Source organism: Bradyrhizobium sp. 87 (assembly GCF_023073015.1).
Classification (GTDB): domain Bacteria; phylum Pseudomonadota; class Alphaproteobacteria; order Rhizobiales; family Xanthobacteraceae; genus Bradyrhizobium; species Bradyrhizobium canariense_D.
Window position 1 is genome coordinate 755,122 of sequence record NZ_JADPIQ010000048.1, and the last position, 18,691, is coordinate 773,812.

Sequence of the window (18,691 nt, forward strand, 5' to 3'; positions counted from 1 at the left end):
CATGATCGTCGACGCTCACCAGCATTTCTGGGATCCGGCGCGCGCCGACTATCCCTGGATGGACGCGCCCGAGCTCACGCCGATCCGGCGTGCCTTCGGTCCGGCCGATCTCGCGCCGCTTTTGAGCGCGAACGGCATCGACGCGAGCATCCTGGTGCAGTGCCGCTCCGCGCTGGCTGAGACCGAGGAATTCCTGCGGATCGCGCATGCGACGCCCTCGGTGATCGGCGTCGTCGGCTGGGCCGATCTGACCGACGCTGCACTTGGCGATACGCTGGAGCAGTTGCGTGCTTCGCCCGGCGGCGACAAGCTGGTCGGCATCCGCCACCAGGTCCATGACGAGGCCGACTCGGATTGGTTGTTGCGCGAGGACGTTCAGCGCGGCCTCACGGCCGTGTTCGCGCACGATCTCGCCTACGATTTCCTGGTCCGCACCCGCGAGCTGCCGGCCGCGATCGCAACCGCGCAAGCGTTCCCGCAGGCGCGCTTCGTGCTCGACCACGCAGCCAAGCCGCCGATCGCCGATGGCGGAAGCACTGGATGGTCCAACGGCATCGCGGCACTCGCGGCCTGCGGCAATGTCTGGTGCAAGGTCTCGGGGCTGGCGACGGAAGCGGTGTGGAGCGACTGGAATGCGGAACGGCTGTTTCCGTTCGTCGCGCACGCCGCGACATGCTTCGGCGAGGATCGCCTGATGTTCGGCTCGGACTGGCCGGTATGTTTGCTCGCGGGGAGCTATGGTGAGATCACGGGCGCGCTGGGGGCCTGCCTGATGAAGCTCGGGCCGCAGGTGCGGGAGAAGGCGTTCGGCGTGAATGCGAAGGCTGCGTATCGGTTGGCGATTGGTTGAAGCCGCCAGCGCGCGTGTCGCTCAGTGTTTGTCCCCAAACACCCGATCCAGCGCCGCATCGTACGTCGTCTGCACCAGCTCCGGATGCAGCTTCGCCAGCGCCTCCATCATCACGCCGGAATTGATCTCGAGCACGCGCCAGACGCCGTCGACGTGCACGAGGTCGATCGAGGCGAAGGTGATGCCGATGGCCTTGGCGGCGTTGATGGCGAGCTTTGCGCAGGCTGTGCGAAGATCGCCGTCCTGCATCAGCACGGGCTTCGCGCCCGCATCGAGATTGTGCCGCCAACCCGAGCCACGCTGCTTGCTGTAGACGACGAGTGGCACATCATCGAGCAGGACCACGCGTACTTCGTCCTCGATCACGGCATAGGGTGAGATCACGAGTCCGGCGCTCATCGAAAAGGCTTCGCCAACCGCATGATCGAGCTCTGTTTCCGTCGTGACCCTGAAGACGGATCGTCCCGACGTCCCCTCGTTCGGCTTCACCACCACGCCTTGCGGATTGTCGCCAAGCAGCGCCAGCATTGCCTCTCGCCAGCCAACGCCGACAACCTTCTCGCCCAACTTCGGATTGAGGAACAGGCGATGGGGAATGCAGGGCACGCCCTCGAGCGCCAGCACCTCGGCGGTGGCCGATTTGTCATTGGCCAGGCGGTGCGCGATGGCGCTGTTGAGGCCGATGTCGTAGCCGAACGCGAAGTGGCGCTGCTCGCCCCGGCGCATCGCGAGCAGCCAGCCATCGGCGCGGACATCGAGCGCGATGCCATGGGTTACGCAATAGCGCTTGATCGCCTGCACGAAGATCCGCTCGCCGCTCGCCATCTGTCTCTGTCGCCGGTCCTAGTCGCCAGTTCCGGTCGATCTTGGCGCCAAAAGCCGCAAAAATCGGGGAAACGACGCTAAACGGGGGTGAAATCAGAGCTATTCTTAATGAAATTCTCGCGAGCGCTACGGAAATTAAGTGCTGTATTCGAGCCTGGGAGGGAAAAGAAATTGCCTTCCGAATGCGCTGGACAGCAGATCCATTAATGATGTGACCATTTCCGCCGCAAATGCCGGTTTGACCGGCATCAATTGCATCCGGAACGAGGTTGATTATTGGTCTCAATGGCGTAGATCACACTCGCGAAATCCTCCGCCATGGCAATGGTGTCCGCTCCGCTTTCAGGGGCCGGGCAACGCTTTTGCCCTAAAACCGCAATTATTCGGAATATCGAAAATCATGAGCGCGTTTTACCGAGAGAAGGTTCTTTCCGTCCAGCACTGGACCGACACCCTGTTCAGCTTTCGCGCAACCCGCGATTCCGGCTTCCGCTTCCAGAACGGCCAGTTCGCGATGATCGGCCTCGAGGTTGAGGGCCGCCCGCTGCTCCGCGCCTACAGCATGGCGAGCGCTAATCACGAGGAAGAGCTCGAGTTCTTCTCGATCAAGGTTCAGGACGGCCCGCTGACGTCGCGTCTCCAGAAGATCAAGGAAGGCGACACCATCCTGGTCGGCCGCAAGGCGACCGGCACGCTGATCACGGACAATCTCATTCCCGGCAAGCGGCTGCTGCTGCTCTCGACCGGCACCGGCCTCGCGCCCTTCGCCAGCCTGATCAAGGATCCCGAGGTTTACGACCAGTTCGACAGCATCGTGCTGGTGCACGGCTGCCGCCAGGTCTCCGAGCTCGCCTATGGCGAGAAGCTCGTCGCCGGTCTTCGCGAGGACGAACTGTTCGGGGAGTTGCTCGCGGACAAGCTCATCTACTACCCGACCGTGACCCGCGAGCCGTTCAAGAATCGCGGCCGCATCACCGACCTCATCAGCTCCGAGCAGATCTTCAACGACATCGGCCAGGGTCCGCTCGACATCGCGACCGACCGCATCATGATGTGCGGCAGCCCGGCGATGCTCGAAGAGCTGAAACTGATGTTCGAAGGCCGCGACTTCGTCGAGGGCTCGGGCAACAAGCCCGGCCATTTCGTGATCGAAAAGGCGTTCGTCGAGCGGTAGGCCCTCTCGGTCTCGTCCTGGCAAAAGCCAGGACGCTTGCCTGAGTAAAGCGCCTTGACCGGTTAATGCCCGTCCCTCCCGAGCCCTGCTGCACCGCAGCAGCCCGCCCATCGGGCTGATTGATTTGTCCCCGCCGAATTCGCTAGCGTGAAACAACCGCCGCGTCATATCCGTATGACAGGCGCGGGCGTATCGTACCGCCTCATGCTGGCGAGAGGATGGGAATCGTGGCCGACGAGAACAAAACGCAGGAATCGCCCAACCCGTCGGTCAAACGGCTGCCGCTGGCGGAAGAGGGGATCATGGAAACCCTGCTGCTGCCATTCTCTCCGCGCTTCATCGTCCTGACGATCTGCGCGGTGGTCACTGCGCTGCTGACCGGCATCGGATTTGCCGATGGCAAGATCTTCGACATTCTGCTGATCCCGATCCTGATCTTCGGCGCGCTGACGGCGCTTGGCGTCCGCGACCTCATGCAGAAGGGCCACGCCGTTCTGCGCAACTACCCGATCTCGGCCCATATCCGTTTTTTGCTCGAAGAGATACGCCCGGAGATGCGGCAGTATTTCTTCGAGAGCGAGAAGGACGGCATGCCGTTCTCGCGCGACATCCGTGCGGTGGTCTATCAGCGCGCCAAGATGCAGCTCGACAAGCGTCCGTTCGGTACCCAGGAGGACGTCTACCGCCAGGGTTATGAGTGGATGCATCACTCGGTCTCGCCGAAGACGCATGCCGAGGAGAAATTCCGCGTCACTATCGGCGGCCCGGATTGCGCCAAGCCGTATTCGGCTTCGGTATTCAACATTTCCGCCATGAGTTTTGGCGCGCTCAGCCCGAACGCCGTGCGCGCGCTGAATGCCGGCGCCAAGAAGGGCGGCTTCGCGCACGACACCGGCGAGGGCGGCTTCAGCCCCTATCACGCGGAGATGGGCGGCGACATCATCTGGGAGATCGGTTCGGGCTATTTCGGCTGTCGTCATCTCGACGGCGCCTTCGATCCCGAAGCCTTCGCGCGCGTCGCGACCCAGGACCAGATCAAGATGGTCGAGCTCAAGATCAGCCAGGGCGCCAAGCCCGGTCATGGCGGCGTGCTGCCGGCGGCGAAAGTCTCGGAGGAGATTTCCAAGATCCGCGGGGTCGCCATGGGCGAGGATTGCATCTCGCCGGCCTCGCATCGCGCCTTCTCGACGCCTGTCGGCATGATGAAGTTCATCGGCGAGATGCGAAAGCTCTCCGGCGGCAAGCCGACGGGCTTCAAGCTGTGCATCGGTCATCCGTGGGAATTCCTGGCGATCTGCAAGGCGATGATCGAGACCGGCATCTATCCCGACTTCATCGTTGTCGACGGCAACGAGGGTGGCACCGGCGCCGCGCCGCTGGAGTTCATGGACCATCTGGGCATGCCGATGCGCGAGGGCGTCAGTTTCGTCCACAACGCGCTGATCGGCATCAACGCGCGCGACCGCATCAAGATCGGCGCCTCCGGCAAGATAGCCACCGCGTTCGACATGGCGCGCGCCATGGCGATCGGTGCGGACTACTGCAATTCGGCGCGCGGCTTCATGTTCTCGCTCGGCTGCATCCAGTCGCTGAGCTGCCACACCGACCGCTGCCCGACCGGCGTCGCGACGCAGGACCCGACGCGGGCGCGCGCACTCTATGTGCCGCTCAAGATCGACCGCGTGCACAATTATCACCTGGCGACGCTGCACTCGCTGACCGAGCTGATCGCCGCGGCCGGTCTCGAACATCCGCAGCAGCTGCGCCCGATCCACTTCTCCCAGCGCACCTCGACGACGGACGTGAAATCCTTCGCGCAGCTTTATCCGTCGCTGCGTCCGGGCGAACTGCTCGAAGGCACCGAAGACCCACGCTTCCGGGACGCCTGGCGGATGGCACGGACGGAGACGTTCCAGCCGGCGCTGTAGGACGCCGGTCCACTTGCAGGGCCGCGGCCGCGCGCGCAAAAGCATCGCGAGGGGGGTGCGTTTAACGTTTGATTCAACTTTGGGTGTAGATTGTTCCCATGGACGAGCGGCGCGACAAGGCAAGGCATCGCGTGCTGAAGGCCGGAACGATCGAGTTCGGCGGCGGCGGCGCGATCGACTGCACTATCCGCAACCTGTCAGATACCGGCGCCGCGCTCGACGTCAGCAGTCCCGTCGGCATCCCCGACCATTTCAGCCTGCTTGTGCGGGCCGACGGAAAACATCTCGCCTGCACCGTGATCTGGCGCAAGGAAAAGCGGATCGGGGTGAGGTTCGGGTGAGGGTCTAGAGTTTGGCGCAAGCTCTAACCACAAACTCCGCCGTCGTCCCGGACAAGCGCCAGCGCAGATCCGGGACCCATACCGCGTGATCTGTCGATCATGCGCAGACAGCAGCACCGCGCAACTACCAGTCTTCGCCAAGCTCAATCCTGTGGCTATGGGTCCCGGATCTGCGCTCCGCTTCGCTGCGCTTCCGGGACGACGAGAGTGGCTCACCCCGTCTCTACTTCGCTCCGCCGGCTCGCCAGAATCTTGTCGATCCTCCGCCCGTCGAGATCGACCACCTCGATGTGCCAATCGCCAAAGTCGAAGGCGTCGCCGACATCAGGCAGCACGTTGAACTGTTGCAGCACGAGGCCGGCGACGGTGTTGTAGCGGTGCGGCGGCAGTTCGATGCCGAGCAGCTCGCCGAATTCGTCGACCGGCATCCAGCCTGAGACCAGCAGCGAATCGTCCGCGCGCTTGACGTAGGCCGGTTCCGGCGGGCCTTCCTCGGAATGGAAGGCACCGACAATGGATTCCAGAATGTCAGCCGTCGTCACGATGCCTTCGAAGGCGCCGTATTCGTCGTAGACGAGGCCGACATGCACCGGTGCAGCCTTCAGGATCGCCAGCACGTCGCGGGCATCGGCCGAGGCGGGAATGCCGGGCGCCTCGCGGACCAGCACGCGCAAATCCGGCGTGCGCTCGTTCATGAAGGCCACCAGCAGGTCCTTGGCTTGAAGCACGCCAATCGGCTTGTCGCGGTCGCCGTCGGACACCGGAAAGCGCGAATGCGGACTCTTGGCGATGGTCGCTTGAATGCTTTCCGGCGTATCGTTCAGGTCGATCTCGTTGACCTCCGTGCGCGGCGTCATAATCGCGCCGACCGGCCGGTCGCCGAGCCGCATCACGCCCGCGATCATCTCCTTTTCACCTGACTCGAGCACGCCTGCGTTTTCGGCTTCGCTGACGAGATGATGGATCTCATCTTCTGACACTTTTTCTTCAGACTTGCCGCCATGGCCGAGCAGCGTGAGGATCAGCTTGCCGGAGAGATCGAGCAGGAAGACCAGCGGCAGCGAGACCTTCGCAAGCACGTGCATCGCGGGTGCAACCCTGACCGCGATGCTCTCGGGGTCGCGCAGCGCCACCTGCTTCGGCACCAGCTCGCCGACGATCAGGGTGGCGTAGGTGATGAGCGTGACGACCAGCCCCACTCCGACGATGTCGGCAATTCCTGCGGACAGGCCGAGCTCGAGCAGCCATTGCGTCAGCCGCTGTCCGAGCGTCGCGCCCGAGAACGCGCCGGAGAGCACGCCGACCAGCGTGATCCCGATCTGCACCGTCGAGAGGAATTTGCCGGGATCGGCCGCGAGCGTCAGCGCCCGCTCGGCGCCGCGGACGCCCTTGGCGGCGAGCATCGACAGCCGGGCCGGGCGCGACGAGACCACGGCCAACTCGGACATGGACAGCAAGCCGTTGATGACGATCAGGACGACGACGATGGCGAGTTCGGCGGAGAGCATTGATGTTCCGAGGTAAGGGAGTGTGGCGCGGATGGCCGCACAGGTCTTGATATAGGTATTCGAGGAAGAAATGCCGATGATTCTGTCCCATCGGGCATCGCGAAGGAACTTCGGCGACCCCGTCCCCGAAGGCACTCCCCAATACCCCGCGGAACTACGGGCATGCCGTTGCTTAACGGGCTCTTAGCGGCCACCAGCTAGGTCTCGGCATTTGCAGGAATGTATTCGGGGATCAGAATGCGGATCGGGAAGCTCTTTGCGCTGTCGATGCTGACGGTGACGGTGTTTGCAGTCATCCTTGGCGCCGAGGTGCTGATACCCCAGGCGCGCATCTTCACGAACCGCTCCGATGCGATCAAGACGGTCGAGGCCTTCGGTGCGACCCTGATGGTCAGTCAGCACGTTGCCGGCCTTCGTGCTCCCTACATTTCCCCGATCTTCCAGGAGAATTCTGCGACGCAGGTCCAGATCGAAGCCGCCGCAAAGGCGGCGAAAGCGGTCGATGGCGCGTTCGAGGGGGCAAGGCGCGCCATCATGGTGCTGGATGATTCCGGAGCGATGATCGAAAACCTGGACCGTACTGCGCGGCGGCTCAAGGATATCATCACGGCGGCAGATCGCGCGATGAGCGTGCCCCTGGCGACGCGCGACGGCGCTGTAATCAAGGGCTTCCTTCCAGGCGTTGCCGAGGTCATCGGCAATATCGAGCCGATCATGAACCGGCTTGAAGCCAAGGTCATCAATGCCGATTCCTCGCTTGCGGCGCTGTTGAGCCTGGCGCGAACGGCGCAGGATCTGCGCGTCTCGGCCGGCAGCCGCGCCGCCACGCTGTCGCCGGCGCTGAGCGCTCGCCGACCGCTCACGGCGGCCGAATTGTCGCTGATGGATCGGATGCAGGGACGTGTCGAGGCCGACCGCGAGCGCATCGAGGCCGGCATCGACCAGCTCGGAAGCCCGCCCCGGATCGCCACCGCGCTGAAGGCGGCGACGGATTCCTATTTCGGGAAAGCAGCCGCTGCCGTGGACAAGGAGATGCTCGCGGCGCGTGGCGACGGCAAGTACGGCATCAATGCCGAAGAGCTGGCCAACATCATCGTCCCCGCCATCCAGATGTTCTACGGCGTCCGCGATGCCGCGCTGGCGGAAGCTGCCGAGCGCGCCTCGGCCGCGCGCGACGGCGCGCTGGCGATGCTCGCGCTCGCGGGCGTGGCGGTGCTGGCGCTGCTGGGGACACTCGGTGGCGTGACGATGATGTTGCGCAGGCGCGTGGTGACGCCGCTCAGCCGGCTCGCGGACGTGATCGCAACTCTTGCCGCCGGGCAGCACGAGGTCGAGATTCCCGTGACCGGCCGCAATGACGAGATCAGCCAGGTGGCGGGCTCGCTCCAGCACTTCAAAGATTCGCTCTCCGCCAAGAAGGCCGCCGATGAGGCCGCCGCGGTGGAAGCCGAGGCGAAGCTCCGGCGCAGCCAGCGCATGGACCAGATCGCACGCGATTTCGAAGCGTTGATCGGCGACGTCATCAACACCGTGTCGTCGGCATCGTCGGAGCTGGAAGTGTCGGCGGGAACGCTGACGAGCACCGCCGATCAATCGGAAAAGGTCACCGCGACCGTTGCGGCCGCCTCCGAGCAGGCCTCCAGCAACGTGCAGACCGTCGCCGCGGCCGCGGAGGAAATGGCGTCCTCGGTCGACGAGATCAGCCGGCAGGTCCAGGACTCCGCGCGGGTGGCCGGCGAAGCGGTGCAGCAGGCTGCGCGTACCAACGACTATGTCGGCGAACTCGCCAAGGCGGCCGGCCGGATCGGCGACGTGGTCGAGCTCATCAGCCAGATCGCGGGCCAGACCAATCTTCTGGCGCTCAATGCAACGAGCGAGGCGGCGCGCGCCGGCGAGGCCGGGCGCGGCTTCGCCGTGGTCGCCTCCGAGGTCAAGGCGCTCGCCGAGCAGACCGCCAAGGCCACCGGCGAGATCAGCCAGCAGATCACGGGAATCCAGAGCGCGACGCAGGATTCCGTCGGCGCCATCAAGTCGATCGGCGACACCATCACCCGCATGTCCGAGATCGCATCGGCGATCGCCTCCGCGGTCGAGCAGCAAGGCGCGGCGACGCGGGAGATTTCCCGCAACGTGCAGCAGGCGGCATGCGGCACCCAACAGGTCTCCGCCAGCATCGTCGACGTGCAGCGCGGCGCGAGCCAGACCGGATCGGCCTCCTCCACCGTGCTCGCGTCAGCGAAGTCGCTGTCCGGCGAGAGCGGCCGCCTCAAGGTCGAGGTCGGGAAGTTCCTGGACGCGATCCGGGCTGCGTAAGTCACGTAGCCGGAAGCGCTCAGAACTCGCCGTGTAGCCGCCCGGAAAATACCGACACCGGGCCGCGATCGGCGTTGTAGGCGGGGTTGACGATCAGCTGGTAGTCGGCGGTGAGGGTGAGACTCTTGTTCAGCGCGTAGGCGTAATAGGTTTCGAGGATGCGCTCGCGGCGGTAGTTGAGCGCGCCGTCGCCGATGAGAACACCGAGGCCGCCGGCGGCCAGGAAGTCGCGATAATCCTGCGAGATGGCATTGATGGCGCCGCCGACGCCGATCACGTCATCCGGCCGGCCCCATTTCGTGCCCTTGATCGACAATCCCGCCGACAGGCTGCGGTGAATGTCGGTGAAGGCCAGCGTCTCGGTCTTGCCGTCGTTCCAGCTCCAGCGGCTGAACAGACCGACATCGTCGGTGATCGCCTGCTCGAGGTTGAGCACGTAGCCATACTTCAGACGGCCGCGTCGGGTCTGCGCGATGTCAAGGTTGAGCGCGGGATTGTCCAGCGTCTCGCGGAAGCTGCCCATATTGGCGCTGTCGAGCCAGCCGATGGTCCTGAGCTTGCCGGGTTGGCCAAGGAGCGAGAAGCGCGTTTCGAGCTCGAGCACGTACTGGCCGCGCTCGCCGACCCTGGTGTCGAAATGATTCGAATTGGACTCGGCGACCATCAGGAAGTAGCCGCCGCGCAGCGCCCACTGCTTCTGGTTCAGCTCGGCGGTGACGCCGTAGGTGAGGCCGACCTTGTCGGCTGAATAGTCGAAGGCGCCTGGCGCCCACAGCGACCAGTTCATGAAGTCCTTGCGGGTGTCCTTGGCGTAGGCGTTGCCGTCGAACACGTCGATCACGGGGAATTTGCCGGCCTGCACCGTGAGCCTGGATACGTCGACCTTCTGTCCGAGCTGCAACTGGCCGCTCGCGAGCTCTTCCTGCTCGCCGCCAAAGCCGAATGTCTGGCGCACGAACAGGCGCGATGTGTTGTAGTGCGGATAGGGGAAGTTCGACTTCTGCGCCTCGCCGTTGGGGAAACCGGCCGCGCCGACCGTGTCGTTCAATCCAAATCCCTGCAGCAGTTCGGGATTGTAGTAGACCTCGCCGCCGTCCCACAGCTTTGCGTTCAGGAACAGGCTGTTGCTCCAGGTCGCCTTGGCCTGCCTTGATGGCGAGAGCGAATTCGGCCCGGTGTAGAGGGCGGGGAACGACGGGTAGCCTTGCGGCAGATAAGTGCTCTGGCCGTGGATCTCCCAGCGATCCGATTCGGTGTCGATTAGCGAGCCGATCCCCAAGCTCTTGGGATTGTAGCCCGGCATGCCCGGCCAATCGACCTTGCGGTTGAGGCCGAGCCGGATCGTTTGGAAGTCGAGCGACGACGAATTGTATTGGGCACCTGTGGAGAAGGCGACATTGGCGCCGTCGAAGCGGCTATAGAGATATTCGAGCCGTGCGCTCCAATGCGGCGCAAAGCCGTATTCGATGCCGGCACCCGCGATCCAGCCGGGCCGCGTGTTCAGGATTTTCGGGACTGCTTCGCCTGCGGCCGGCGTGTCGAAATAGCGCTCGCCCATCCATGCAAAGCCGCCGGTGGCGTAGACCAGCCAGGGACCGCTGGTGTAGCCGACGCGGCCGCGCAGGCTCGCAGTGTAGTCCCATTGCTGCGTGACGGTGTTGGCGGGTGTCGCCAGGAAGGACACGATCGAGTTGGAAGTGATGTAGTTCGGAAACGAAAAATCGCCTTCGACGCCGAGGAGCCAGCCGGAATTGAGCCGGTAATTGTAGCCGGCCTGCACGCCGCCGATCATGCCGCTGAAGACGCCGCTGTCGCTAATGCCTGTGCCGTCGTTCAGCGCGAAGCGCGACGAGCCGAGGCTGTAGCCGGCATGCGCACCGATGTAGAGGCCGGTCCAGTCATAGACGGCCTTCAGCGCCGGTGCCTTCAGCGGCAGATCAGCCGCGCGGCTGCTGGCGGGCAAAGTCAAGACGCCCGTGGCAATCGCCGCGGCCGTTCGCAAATACCTGTAACGGTGACCCCTCAACGTCAAAACGCACGCCCCCAAAGCGAGTGTGTCCACTCGCCGCACTATCCCTGCCGATTCGCGGCGACCCTGTCATCAGGATTAGGTGCTCCGCGATCGGTCGAGATGATCTCGATCCGGCGCGATTTCTTCCCAAGCCCCTGAGTCTCTGGAAACATTATTGCGATTAATTCGCAGTAGCAACTAGTGCGGATTGTCGCAGGAGATGGTTCGCACCGCGATGTGACGGGACTGCAACAAATTCCAAGGTCCAAAACGGTTGACCCCGCCCGGGGGGACATCCGGGCGGGGTCGGGGGCACGACACGGGGTGGATGAGGCGCCCGTGTCGGACGCGGGATCCACGTGAGATCGGCCTCAGGGACTCAAATCAGAAGCAGGTACGCACGCGGCCGACGTACTGGCCAAAGGCGTTGTACTGGGCGGCCCAGCCGCAGCGGTGATAGCCGTTGTAATAGGGATCGTTGCTGGCGGCGATCGCGGAGCCGACGACGGCGGCGGTGGCGATGCCCAGGCCGACACCGACGCCCCAGCCGAGCGGCTTGGCTTGCGCCTGCGAGGTGGTGGCCACGACGCTGCCGGTCAGGGTGAGCGCGGTGAGGGCAACTGCGAAAATCTTGGTCTTAATCGACATGTGAAACTCCATCCGGGTTGAGGCGGTCCCTTGTGGCCCGCGTACCGAGTTGGACGGAGGCTCCGCGCGTCCGGTTCGAACTCGGCAAAGGCGGAGCTCGAGTCTGGCTCTTTCCTGAATGATTCCAGAAGGATGAGCGCTAGCCGAGCGGGCCTTTTGCGAGCCTGTTCACGTCGAAGTTATCAACCTCGGCAAGCAGCTCGCAAAAAGCGCGGGCGCCCTGGTCGATCAGCTGCTCGCCCTTCGCGGCCACGGCTAGCGTCGCGTTGCCGGCGGCGCCGCTCGCGTGGAGATCCTGCGCCTGCCAGGCGAACGGCGCGGGTCGCTGCGTCGACAGCCAGCGATATTGCTGCTCCATCGCGATGCTGCTCGCGGGAAAATTCGCGATCGCATCCATGCGCACCCGATCGGGATAGCGCGCCAGCATGATCGAGGTTTCAATGGCGCCGCCGTGGATGCCGTGGCGCACTTCGTCGGCCGGGAACAGCTTGTCCGCGCCCGACAGCCGCGACCACGACGTCGTCACCACGAACAGTTTCCGATGCGCGCGAAGATCCTGCGCGACCAGCATCATGGCCGCGCTGTTGCCGCCATGGCTGGTGACGATGACGAGCTTCTTCACTCCGCGGCGCGCGACGTCCTCGCCAATCGCGGTCCATTTTTTCAACGCGATGTCAGTCGGCAGCGTCTGCGTGCCCGGATAGTCGATATGCTCGGTGGAAATCCCGATCGGTTCAACGGGCAGGAAAGTGGCCGGAGCGCGCTCGGGCAGGAGCTCGCGCACGCGCGCGAGATAGGCGTCCGCGATCAGCACGTCGGTCTCGAGCGGCAGATGCGGGCCGTGCTGCTCGGTCGCGGCCAGCGGCAGCACCGCGATCCAGCGCGAAACCTCCGCGAGGCTGGCATCGGCCCAGCGAATCTCGGTCCAATCGCGGGAAGGCGTCATCAAGGTTTCTTTGCCCGAATTTGTCGCGTAATTTAGGGTATCAGGGGACGCGGGCCAGGCCGGCTCGCGTCCCCGAATGTCTTGCGGTTTTATCGCGTTGCTTGGACATCGGCTAGAAGCGATCGACGGAGTCCCATCATGAGCCCCTCTCATCTGCGGCGAGCCTTAACGGCGGGCCTGATGGCCGCTTTCGTCTCGGTCGTCCCGGCCCGCGCCGAAACCCTGGACAAGGTCATGTTCGGCACCAATTGGGTCGCCGAGGCCGAGCATGGCGGCTTTTTCCAGGCCGTCGCCGATGGCACTTACAAGAAATACGGGCTGGACGTCACCATCGTGCCCGGCGGGCCCAACGAGAACAACCGGATGCTGCTGATCGCCGGCAAGATCGATTTCTTCATGGCCGCGAACACGCTGATGTCGTTCGACGCAGTCGCCAACAACGTCCCGGTCGTCACCATCGCCGCGGTGTTCCAGAAGGATCCGCAGGTGATGCTGACGCAGCCCGATGCCAAGGTCGCCAAGATCGAGGACCTCAAGCCGCTGACGCTGTTCGTCTCCAAGGAGGGCATGACCAGCTATTTCCAGTGGCTGAAGTCCGAATACGGCTTCAGCGAGAAGAACGTTCGCCCCTACAATTTCAATCCGCAGCCCTTCATCGCCAATCCCAAGAGCGCGATGCAGGGTTACGTCACCTCGGAGCCCTTCGCGGTCGAGAAGGCCGCGGGCTTCAAGCCCAACGTGTTGCTGCTCGCCGATTACGGCTTCAACACCTATTCGACCCTGATCGAGAGCCGCCGCGACGTCGTCGAGAAGAAGCCCGACCTGGTGCAGCGCTTCGTCGATGCCTCCATGGTCGGCTGGTACAATTACATCTACCGCGACAATTCAGCGGGCAACGCCATGATCAAGAAGCTCAATCCGGAGATGACGGACGAGCTGCTCGCCTATTCCGTCGCCAAGATGAAGGAATACGGCATCGTCGATTCCGGCGATTCGCTGAAGAACGGCATCGGCGCGATGAGCGACGAGCGCTACACCTCCTTCTTCAACAAGATGGTGAAGGCGGGCGTGGTGAAGGCGGACCTCGATTTCCGCAAATCCTATACGCTGCGCTTCGTCAACAAGGGCGTCGGCGCCGAGCTGCGCCCGAGCAAGCCGTAGCGCAGGGCCGATGTCATCAGTCCAAACGTCGGCGGGGGTCGAGACCGGCCTGACGGCTCTGGCTGTCAGCCTGCGCGGCGTGACGAAGGCCTATGACAACGGCCTGATGGCGCTCGGCCCGCTCGATCTTGCGGTGCGCAAGGGCGAGTTCATCTCGCTGCTGGGGCCGTCAGGTTGCGGCAAGTCGACGGCGCTGCGGCTGATCGCCGAACTCAGCGCGCCGTCGTCAGGAATCGTCCGGCTGGCGCGTCGTGAGGGCACACCGCAGCCAGGTCATGTTCACCCAGGTCATGGCATCGGCTTCGTGTTTCAGGAACCGACCCTGATGCCCTGGACCAGCGTGCGCGAGAATGTGCGGTTGCCGCTGAAGCTCTCAGGCGTTCCGAAGGCGGAATCGCGCGCGCGCGCCGATGAGGCGCTCGCAAGCGTCGGGCTTGCCGATTTTGCCGACGCCTTTCCGCGCGAGCTCTCCGGCGGCATGAAGATGCGGGTGTCGCTGGCGCGCGCGCTCGTCACAGACCCTGATATCCTCCTGATGGATGAGCCGTTCGCGGCGCTCGACGAAATCACGCGCTTCCGCCTCAACGACGATTTGCTCGCGCTGTGGCGCAGGCTCGGCAAGACCGTCATCTTCGTCACGCATTCGGTGTTCGAATCCGTCTATCTGTCGCAGCGCGTGGTGGTCATGACCGCGCGGCCGGGCCGCATCCAGGCCGACTTCCGCGTCGAGACGGTCGAGCGGCGTGGCGAGGAGTTTCGCACTTCAGTCGCCTATTCCGATTATTGCCGGAAAGTGTCGGCGGCGCTGGCGCCGTCCTATGCAGGGCAGTCGACGCTATGAACGCGCAAGCTTCCGTCACTGCGAAGCCGTCCGGCGCGCAACGCGCGGTGCGCTTCGCGCTACCGGTCATCGTGTTCGCGGCGGGACTGCTCGCCTGGGAGCTCGTGGTCCGGATCAAGGACATCCCGCCTTACGTGCTGCCGGCGCCCTCGGTCATATTCGCGACACTGATCAAGGATTGGGCGGTGCTGTCGCAATCGCTTGCCGCGACGCTGCTGACCACGCTTGAAGGTTTTGTCGCGGCCAGCGTCGGCGGCATCGCGCTGGCGCTGCTGTTCAACCAGTCCAAATGGGTGGAAGCATCGCTATTCCCCTATGCCGTGGTGCTTCAGGTCACGCCGGTCATCGCGATCGCGCCGCTGCTGCTGATCTATCTGGAGCAGCAGACCGCGGTCGTGGTCTGCGCCTTCATCGTCGCCTTCTTCCCGGTGCTGTCCAATACCACGCTCGGGCTCAATTCGGTCGATCGCAACCTCGCGGGCCTGTTCCAGCTCTATGGCGCCTCGCCACAGCAGACCCTGCGCTATCTCAAGCTGCCGGCGGCGCTGCCTTATATTCTCGGCGGCCTGCGCATTGCCGGCGGCCTGTCGCTGATCGGCGCGGTCGTGGCCGAGATCGCGGCGGGAACGGCCGGCGCCGGCTCCGGGCTCGCCTACAGGATCGCAGAATCCGGCTACCGCTTGAACATACCCCGCATGTTCGCAGCGCTGCTGCTGTTGTCGCTGGCCGGGATTGTCATCTATGGGGTGCTGGCGCTAGTTTCCCACCTCGTCTTACGGCGCTGGCACGAGAGCGCGCTTGGAAAGGACAACTGATGACCACCGGTTCGATTTCGTCCGAAAAGATCGACCTTCTGATTTATGGGCCGGTCCGGCCGATCCTCGAGAACGGGTTTTCCGATCATTTCGTCGTGCACAAGGCGGAGACGCGGGGCGATCTCGAGCGGCTGACGCCGGCGATCCGCGAAAAGATCCGCGGCGTGGCGGTGACCTATCACACCGTGCGCGCCGACCGGGATTCGCTGTCGCAATTGCCCAAGATCGAGATGGTGGCGAGCTTCGGCGTCGGCTACGACCACGTCGATGCCAAATACGCCGCCGAGCATAACATCATCGTCACCAATACGCCCGACGTGCTGACCGAGGAGGTCGCCGACGTCGCGATGGGGCTTCTGATCTCCACGGTGCGCGAGTTCATCAAGGCCGACCGTTATGTGCGCTCCGGTCTCTGGCAGACCCAGAACTATCCGCTCAGCGTCGGCTCGCTGCGCGACCGCAAGGTCGGCATCGTCGGCATGGGCCGGATCGGACAGGCGATCGCGCGCCGGCTCGATGCCTCGCTGGTGCCGGTGGTCTATCACACCCGCAACCCGTCCAAGGACGTCTCCTACAAGCACTACCCCGACCTGATCGAGATGGCGAAGGCGGTGGACACGCTGATGGTGATCGTGCCCGGTGGCGCCTCGACCAACAAGATGATCAACGCCGAGGTGCTGAAGGCGCTCGGCCCGCGCGGGGTGCTGGTCAACGTTGCGCGCGGCTCGGTGATCGACGAACCGGCGCTGGTCCAGGCGCTCAAGTCCGGCACCATCCTCGCGGCCGGCCTCGACGTGTTCGCGGCCGAACCGAACGTGCCGGACGAGCTCAAGGCCATGCAGAATGTGGTGCTGCTGCCGCATATCGGCTCGGCCTCGGTGGTGACGCGCAACGCGATGGATCAGCTCGTGGTCGACAATCTCAAGTCCTGGTTCTCAGGCAAGGCGCCGTTGACGCCGGTTGCCGAAACGCCGTTCAAGGGACGCTGATGGGAGTTCTTCGCGTCGTTACATTCGCCGTCGTGGCCTGCTTGGCCGCGATCGGCATCGCGCAGGCGCAGGATACGACGACCCTGAAGAAGGAGATGCCCGGGCAGTGGGAGCTCTCGACCACCGAGCGCAGCAAGACCTGCGTCGTCACGCTCAAGGCCGACGCCGCGGCGCAGGGCTTCAAGCTCGAGCTGGAGCCGGCCTGCAAGGCCGCGCTGCCTTTCACCAAGGACATCGTCGCCTGGAGCGTCAGGGGTCTCGACATCGTCCGCTTGCAGGATGCGAGCGGTGAGGCCGTGATCGACTTCACCGAGGTCGAGGCCGGCATCTTCGAGGGCCTGCGGCAGGGCGAGGGCGTCTACATCCTGCAAGACCTCGCCGCCGCCCGCTCGATGGCGAAGTCGATGGACCAGATGATCGGCGACTGGTCGATCGTGCGCGGCAACGGCCAGCCTGTCTGCGGGCTAACGCTGACCAACACGGAAGCCGGGCCGGACAATTTCCAGGTCTTCCTCAAGCCGAAATGCGATGCGGCCATCGCGCAGTTCAACCCGACGCAATGGCGGCTAGACCGCGGCCAGATCATCCTGCTGTCGAAGGCCGGCGAGGCCTGGCAGTTCGAGGCCGACGACAACGCGCAATGGCGGCGCGTCCCCGATACCGCCGATCCCCTGATCATGCTGCGGCAGTAGCGCCGCGAAACGCAATCTCGTCCTGAGGGCCCCGCCATAGGCGGGCGTCTCGAAGGATGGTGGCAGGCTACGTCGTCGGCTTGGGCGGCGGCGCTGTGCCTTGGGCCCACTTCTCCATCTTGCCGAGCACGCCCCAGGCTGTGAGCGCCAGCGAGATCGGCATCGCGAACTGGCCGAGGCCCGGCACCGCCGACACGAGCGTCCCGAGCAACCCGGCAAGGCCTCCCGCATTGGGGCTCGCCGTCACCGACGACAGCAGCGCCGTGATCAGCGAGCCGCCGATGCCGAGCGCAGTCTTCTTGCCGTCGAGCATCTTGCCGATGGTCTCGCCGAGCGCGCCATTGACCTGGCCGAGGACGGGCTTGCCGTCCCGGTTGAGCAAGGTGCCGAGCAGGTCGACGACCTGCTTCAACTGGTCGACGGGAGCGGGGCTGGTTGGGGTGAGGGTGACTGGTCCTGGCATGGGGGCTGACTTGTTGACGAGGGAAAAGAGCCGTTCGAACAGGCTGATCGGATCATTGGTGGCGGGCAGCGTATTGCCCGATGTCGTCGTTGCCGGCGTCACACCGCCGACCGGCGGCCGCAGCAATTGCGCGAGGTCCTCCAGCCGCTTCATGATCCGGGAGACATCGCCGGTCGGTCCGGTGGGGCCCGACTGCGCCGCGCGCGTGAGGGCGCCGACGGTGGCGCCGTCGAGAAGTCCGGTATCTCTCAGGCCGTTCTGCTGCTGAAACTGCGAGACCGCGGCCCTGGTCTTCGGCCCGCTGATGCCGTCCTCCGCGAGCGGCGGATTGGCGCCGAGCTTGTTGAGCGCCTGCTGCATGAGGACGATCGTCGACGCCGCGTCGTCCTCCGGCTCGGCGCGGCTTGCGAATTGCGGGCTGCCGTCGAGGGTGATCGAGGAATCCAGCGACATCATCGCATGCAGGATCACCGCGGTGCCGAGCTGGGAATCGACGTGGTTCGAATCGAACACATGATCGCGGACGAATTTTCCGGCCCTTGCCTCGGGCGGGCCATACAGCGTCGAACCGCCATAGAGATAGGGCGAGTTGCAGCCCTTGGCGTGATAGCCGAAGCCGTTGAACGCTTCGAGCCGGAACAGAATCCGCGCGATCCCCCAGTCGTGAGCGCCGACAAAATTCTCGATTCTGAAGGCGTCCACGGCGCCGTCCACGAACGTGGCAAACGGACCGCGTCCTTTCGGAACGAGCGTCGTCGCGCGATGGAGCGTTTCCCCGTTGCCGAGATAGGTGTCGAAATCGGAATTGGATTCGCGGTAGTGGCAGAGGGCAGCGAAATACCAGGGCACGCCGGTCAACCGCTCGATCTGCTGATAGGTCGCCTTGCCGTTGATGGCTTTGCGCGCGATCGCGTTCGCGTCGGAGAGGCGCGAAGGCCGGATCTCGAGATTGGCCCAATTACGCTCGTATTCGCTTTTCAGACTCTCGAATGAAATCATTTTCCGCTCCCGCAATGAATGAGTTTTCGCAACTGCGCGTCAGTCGAAATGAACCAGGTGCCGTGATCAGGGCGTGAGGCCAGCGTGATCTCCTGCAAGTCTGGCAGGCCGCCGGGGCGCCGCGTGTGAAGTGGGTTACAACCTCGCCGGGAAAATGAGCGGCAGGACCGGGATCAGGGCGGCGGTC

16 protein-coding genes are annotated in these 18,691 nt (G+C 64.3%); 10 read left to right on the forward strand and 6 right to left on the reverse strand.

All coding sequences use genetic code 11. The features are described from left to right. Position 1 precedes the first annotated feature (1 nt). On the forward strand, positions 2-850 hold the full coding sequence (locus IVB50_RS13090) for an amidohydrolase family protein (protein ID WP_018460097.1): 849 nt from the start codon (positions 2-4) through the stop codon (positions 848-850). A 21-nt stretch (positions 851-871) separates the two neighbouring features. Here the strand turns inward: IVB50_RS13090 and IVB50_RS13095 are convergent, their stop codons facing one another. Beyond that, entirely contained in the window at positions 872-1,675 is an 804-nt protein-coding gene (locus tag IVB50_RS13095) for a RimK-like protein (protein ID WP_018460096.1), read from the reverse strand. A gap of 400 nt (positions 1,676-2,075) precedes the next feature. Between IVB50_RS13095 and IVB50_RS13100 the strand changes: the two genes are divergently transcribed. The 3 genes from IVB50_RS13100 (at position 2,076) to IVB50_RS13110 (ending at position 5,118) form a co-directional block, all read left to right on the forward strand. Beyond that, a complete protein-coding gene (locus IVB50_RS13100) occupies positions 2,076-2,849 on the forward strand; it encodes a ferredoxin--NADP reductase (protein ID WP_018460095.1) in 774 nt (257 codons plus the stop codon). A gap of 218 nt (positions 2,850-3,067) precedes the next feature. Continuing rightward, entirely contained in the window at positions 3,068-4,777 is a 1,710-nt protein-coding gene (locus IVB50_RS13105) for an FMN-binding glutamate synthase family protein (protein ID WP_198957634.1), read from the forward strand. Between the two features lie 98 nt (positions 4,778-4,875). Next, entirely contained in the window at positions 4,876-5,118 is a 243-nt protein-coding gene (locus IVB50_RS13110; RefSeq protein WP_018460093.1) for a PilZ domain-containing protein, read from the forward strand. Between the two features lie 212 nt (positions 5,119-5,330). Here the strand turns inward: IVB50_RS13110 and IVB50_RS13115 are convergent, their stop codons facing one another. Continuing rightward, entirely contained in the window at positions 5,331-6,626 is a 1,296-nt protein-coding gene (locus tag IVB50_RS13115) for a hemolysin family protein (RefSeq protein WP_085349708.1), read from the reverse strand. A 237-nt stretch (positions 6,627-6,863) separates the two neighbouring features. Between IVB50_RS13115 and IVB50_RS13120 the strand changes: the two genes are divergently transcribed. Beyond that, a complete protein-coding gene (locus IVB50_RS13120; RefSeq protein ID WP_247295974.1) occupies positions 6,864-8,939 on the forward strand; it encodes a HAMP domain-containing methyl-accepting chemotaxis protein in 2,076 nt (691 codons plus the stop codon). A gap of 19 nt (positions 8,940-8,958) precedes the next feature. Here the strand turns inward: IVB50_RS13120 and IVB50_RS13125 are convergent, their stop codons facing one another. The 3 genes from IVB50_RS13125 to IVB50_RS13135 form a co-directional block, all read right to left on the reverse strand. Further along, positions 8,959-10,941, reverse strand: coding sequence for a carbohydrate porin (locus IVB50_RS13125; RefSeq protein ID WP_026233943.1), 1,983 nt, complete (start codon positions 10,939-10,941; stop codon positions 8,959-8,961). A gap of 393 nt (positions 10,942-11,334) precedes the next feature. After that, positions 11,335-11,598: a hypothetical protein gene (locus IVB50_RS13130; RefSeq protein ID WP_007597808.1), complete on the reverse strand. Its 264-nt coding sequence runs from the start codon at positions 11,596-11,598 to the stop codon at positions 11,335-11,337. A gap of 139 nt (positions 11,599-11,737) precedes the next feature. After that, positions 11,738-12,544: a creatininase family protein gene (locus IVB50_RS13135; protein ID WP_085358543.1), complete on the reverse strand. Its 807-nt coding sequence runs from the start codon at positions 12,542-12,544 to the stop codon at positions 11,738-11,740. Between the two features lie 138 nt (positions 12,545-12,682). On the opposite strand from IVB50_RS13135, the gene IVB50_RS13140 reads away from it, so the two are divergent. From IVB50_RS13140 to IVB50_RS13160, 5 genes are read left to right on the forward strand one after another with little or no spacing between them, the layout of a single operon-like run. Then, positions 12,683-13,705 (forward strand): ABC transporter substrate-binding protein, encoded by a 1,023-nt coding sequence (locus IVB50_RS13140; protein ID WP_026233942.1) that lies wholly within the window; start codon positions 12,683-12,685, stop codon positions 13,703-13,705. 10 nt (positions 13,706-13,715) lie between these two features. Continuing rightward, positions 13,716-14,546: an ABC transporter ATP-binding protein gene (locus IVB50_RS13145; protein ID WP_247295976.1), complete on the forward strand. Its 831-nt coding sequence runs from the start codon at positions 13,716-13,718 to the stop codon at positions 14,544-14,546. Beyond that, positions 14,543-15,361, forward strand: a complete 819-nt coding sequence (locus tag IVB50_RS13150) for an ABC transporter permease (RefSeq protein ID WP_018460086.1) — start codon at positions 14,543-14,545, stop codon at positions 15,359-15,361. Before IVB50_RS13145 ends, IVB50_RS13150 begins: the two co-directional genes overlap by 4 nt. Then, positions 15,361-16,350, forward strand: coding sequence for a 2-hydroxyacid dehydrogenase (locus IVB50_RS13155; RefSeq protein ID WP_018460085.1), 990 nt, complete (start codon positions 15,361-15,363; stop codon positions 16,348-16,350). Before IVB50_RS13150 ends, IVB50_RS13155 begins: the two co-directional genes overlap by 1 nt. Then, the gene (locus IVB50_RS13160) at positions 16,350-17,042 is read left to right on the forward strand and encodes an AprI/Inh family metalloprotease inhibitor (protein WP_026233941.1); all 693 of its coding nucleotides are present in this window, start codon (positions 16,350-16,352) and stop codon (positions 17,040-17,042) included. Before IVB50_RS13155 ends, IVB50_RS13160 begins: the two co-directional genes overlap by 1 nt. Positions 17,043-17,109: 67 nt before the next feature. Here IVB50_RS13160 and IVB50_RS13165 read toward each other — a convergent pair whose 3' ends face one another. Beyond that, positions 17,110-18,504, reverse strand: coding sequence for a peptidoglycan-binding protein (locus tag IVB50_RS13165; protein ID WP_247295978.1), 1,395 nt, complete (start codon positions 18,502-18,504; stop codon positions 17,110-17,112). Positions 18,505-18,691: the final 187 nt, after the last annotated feature.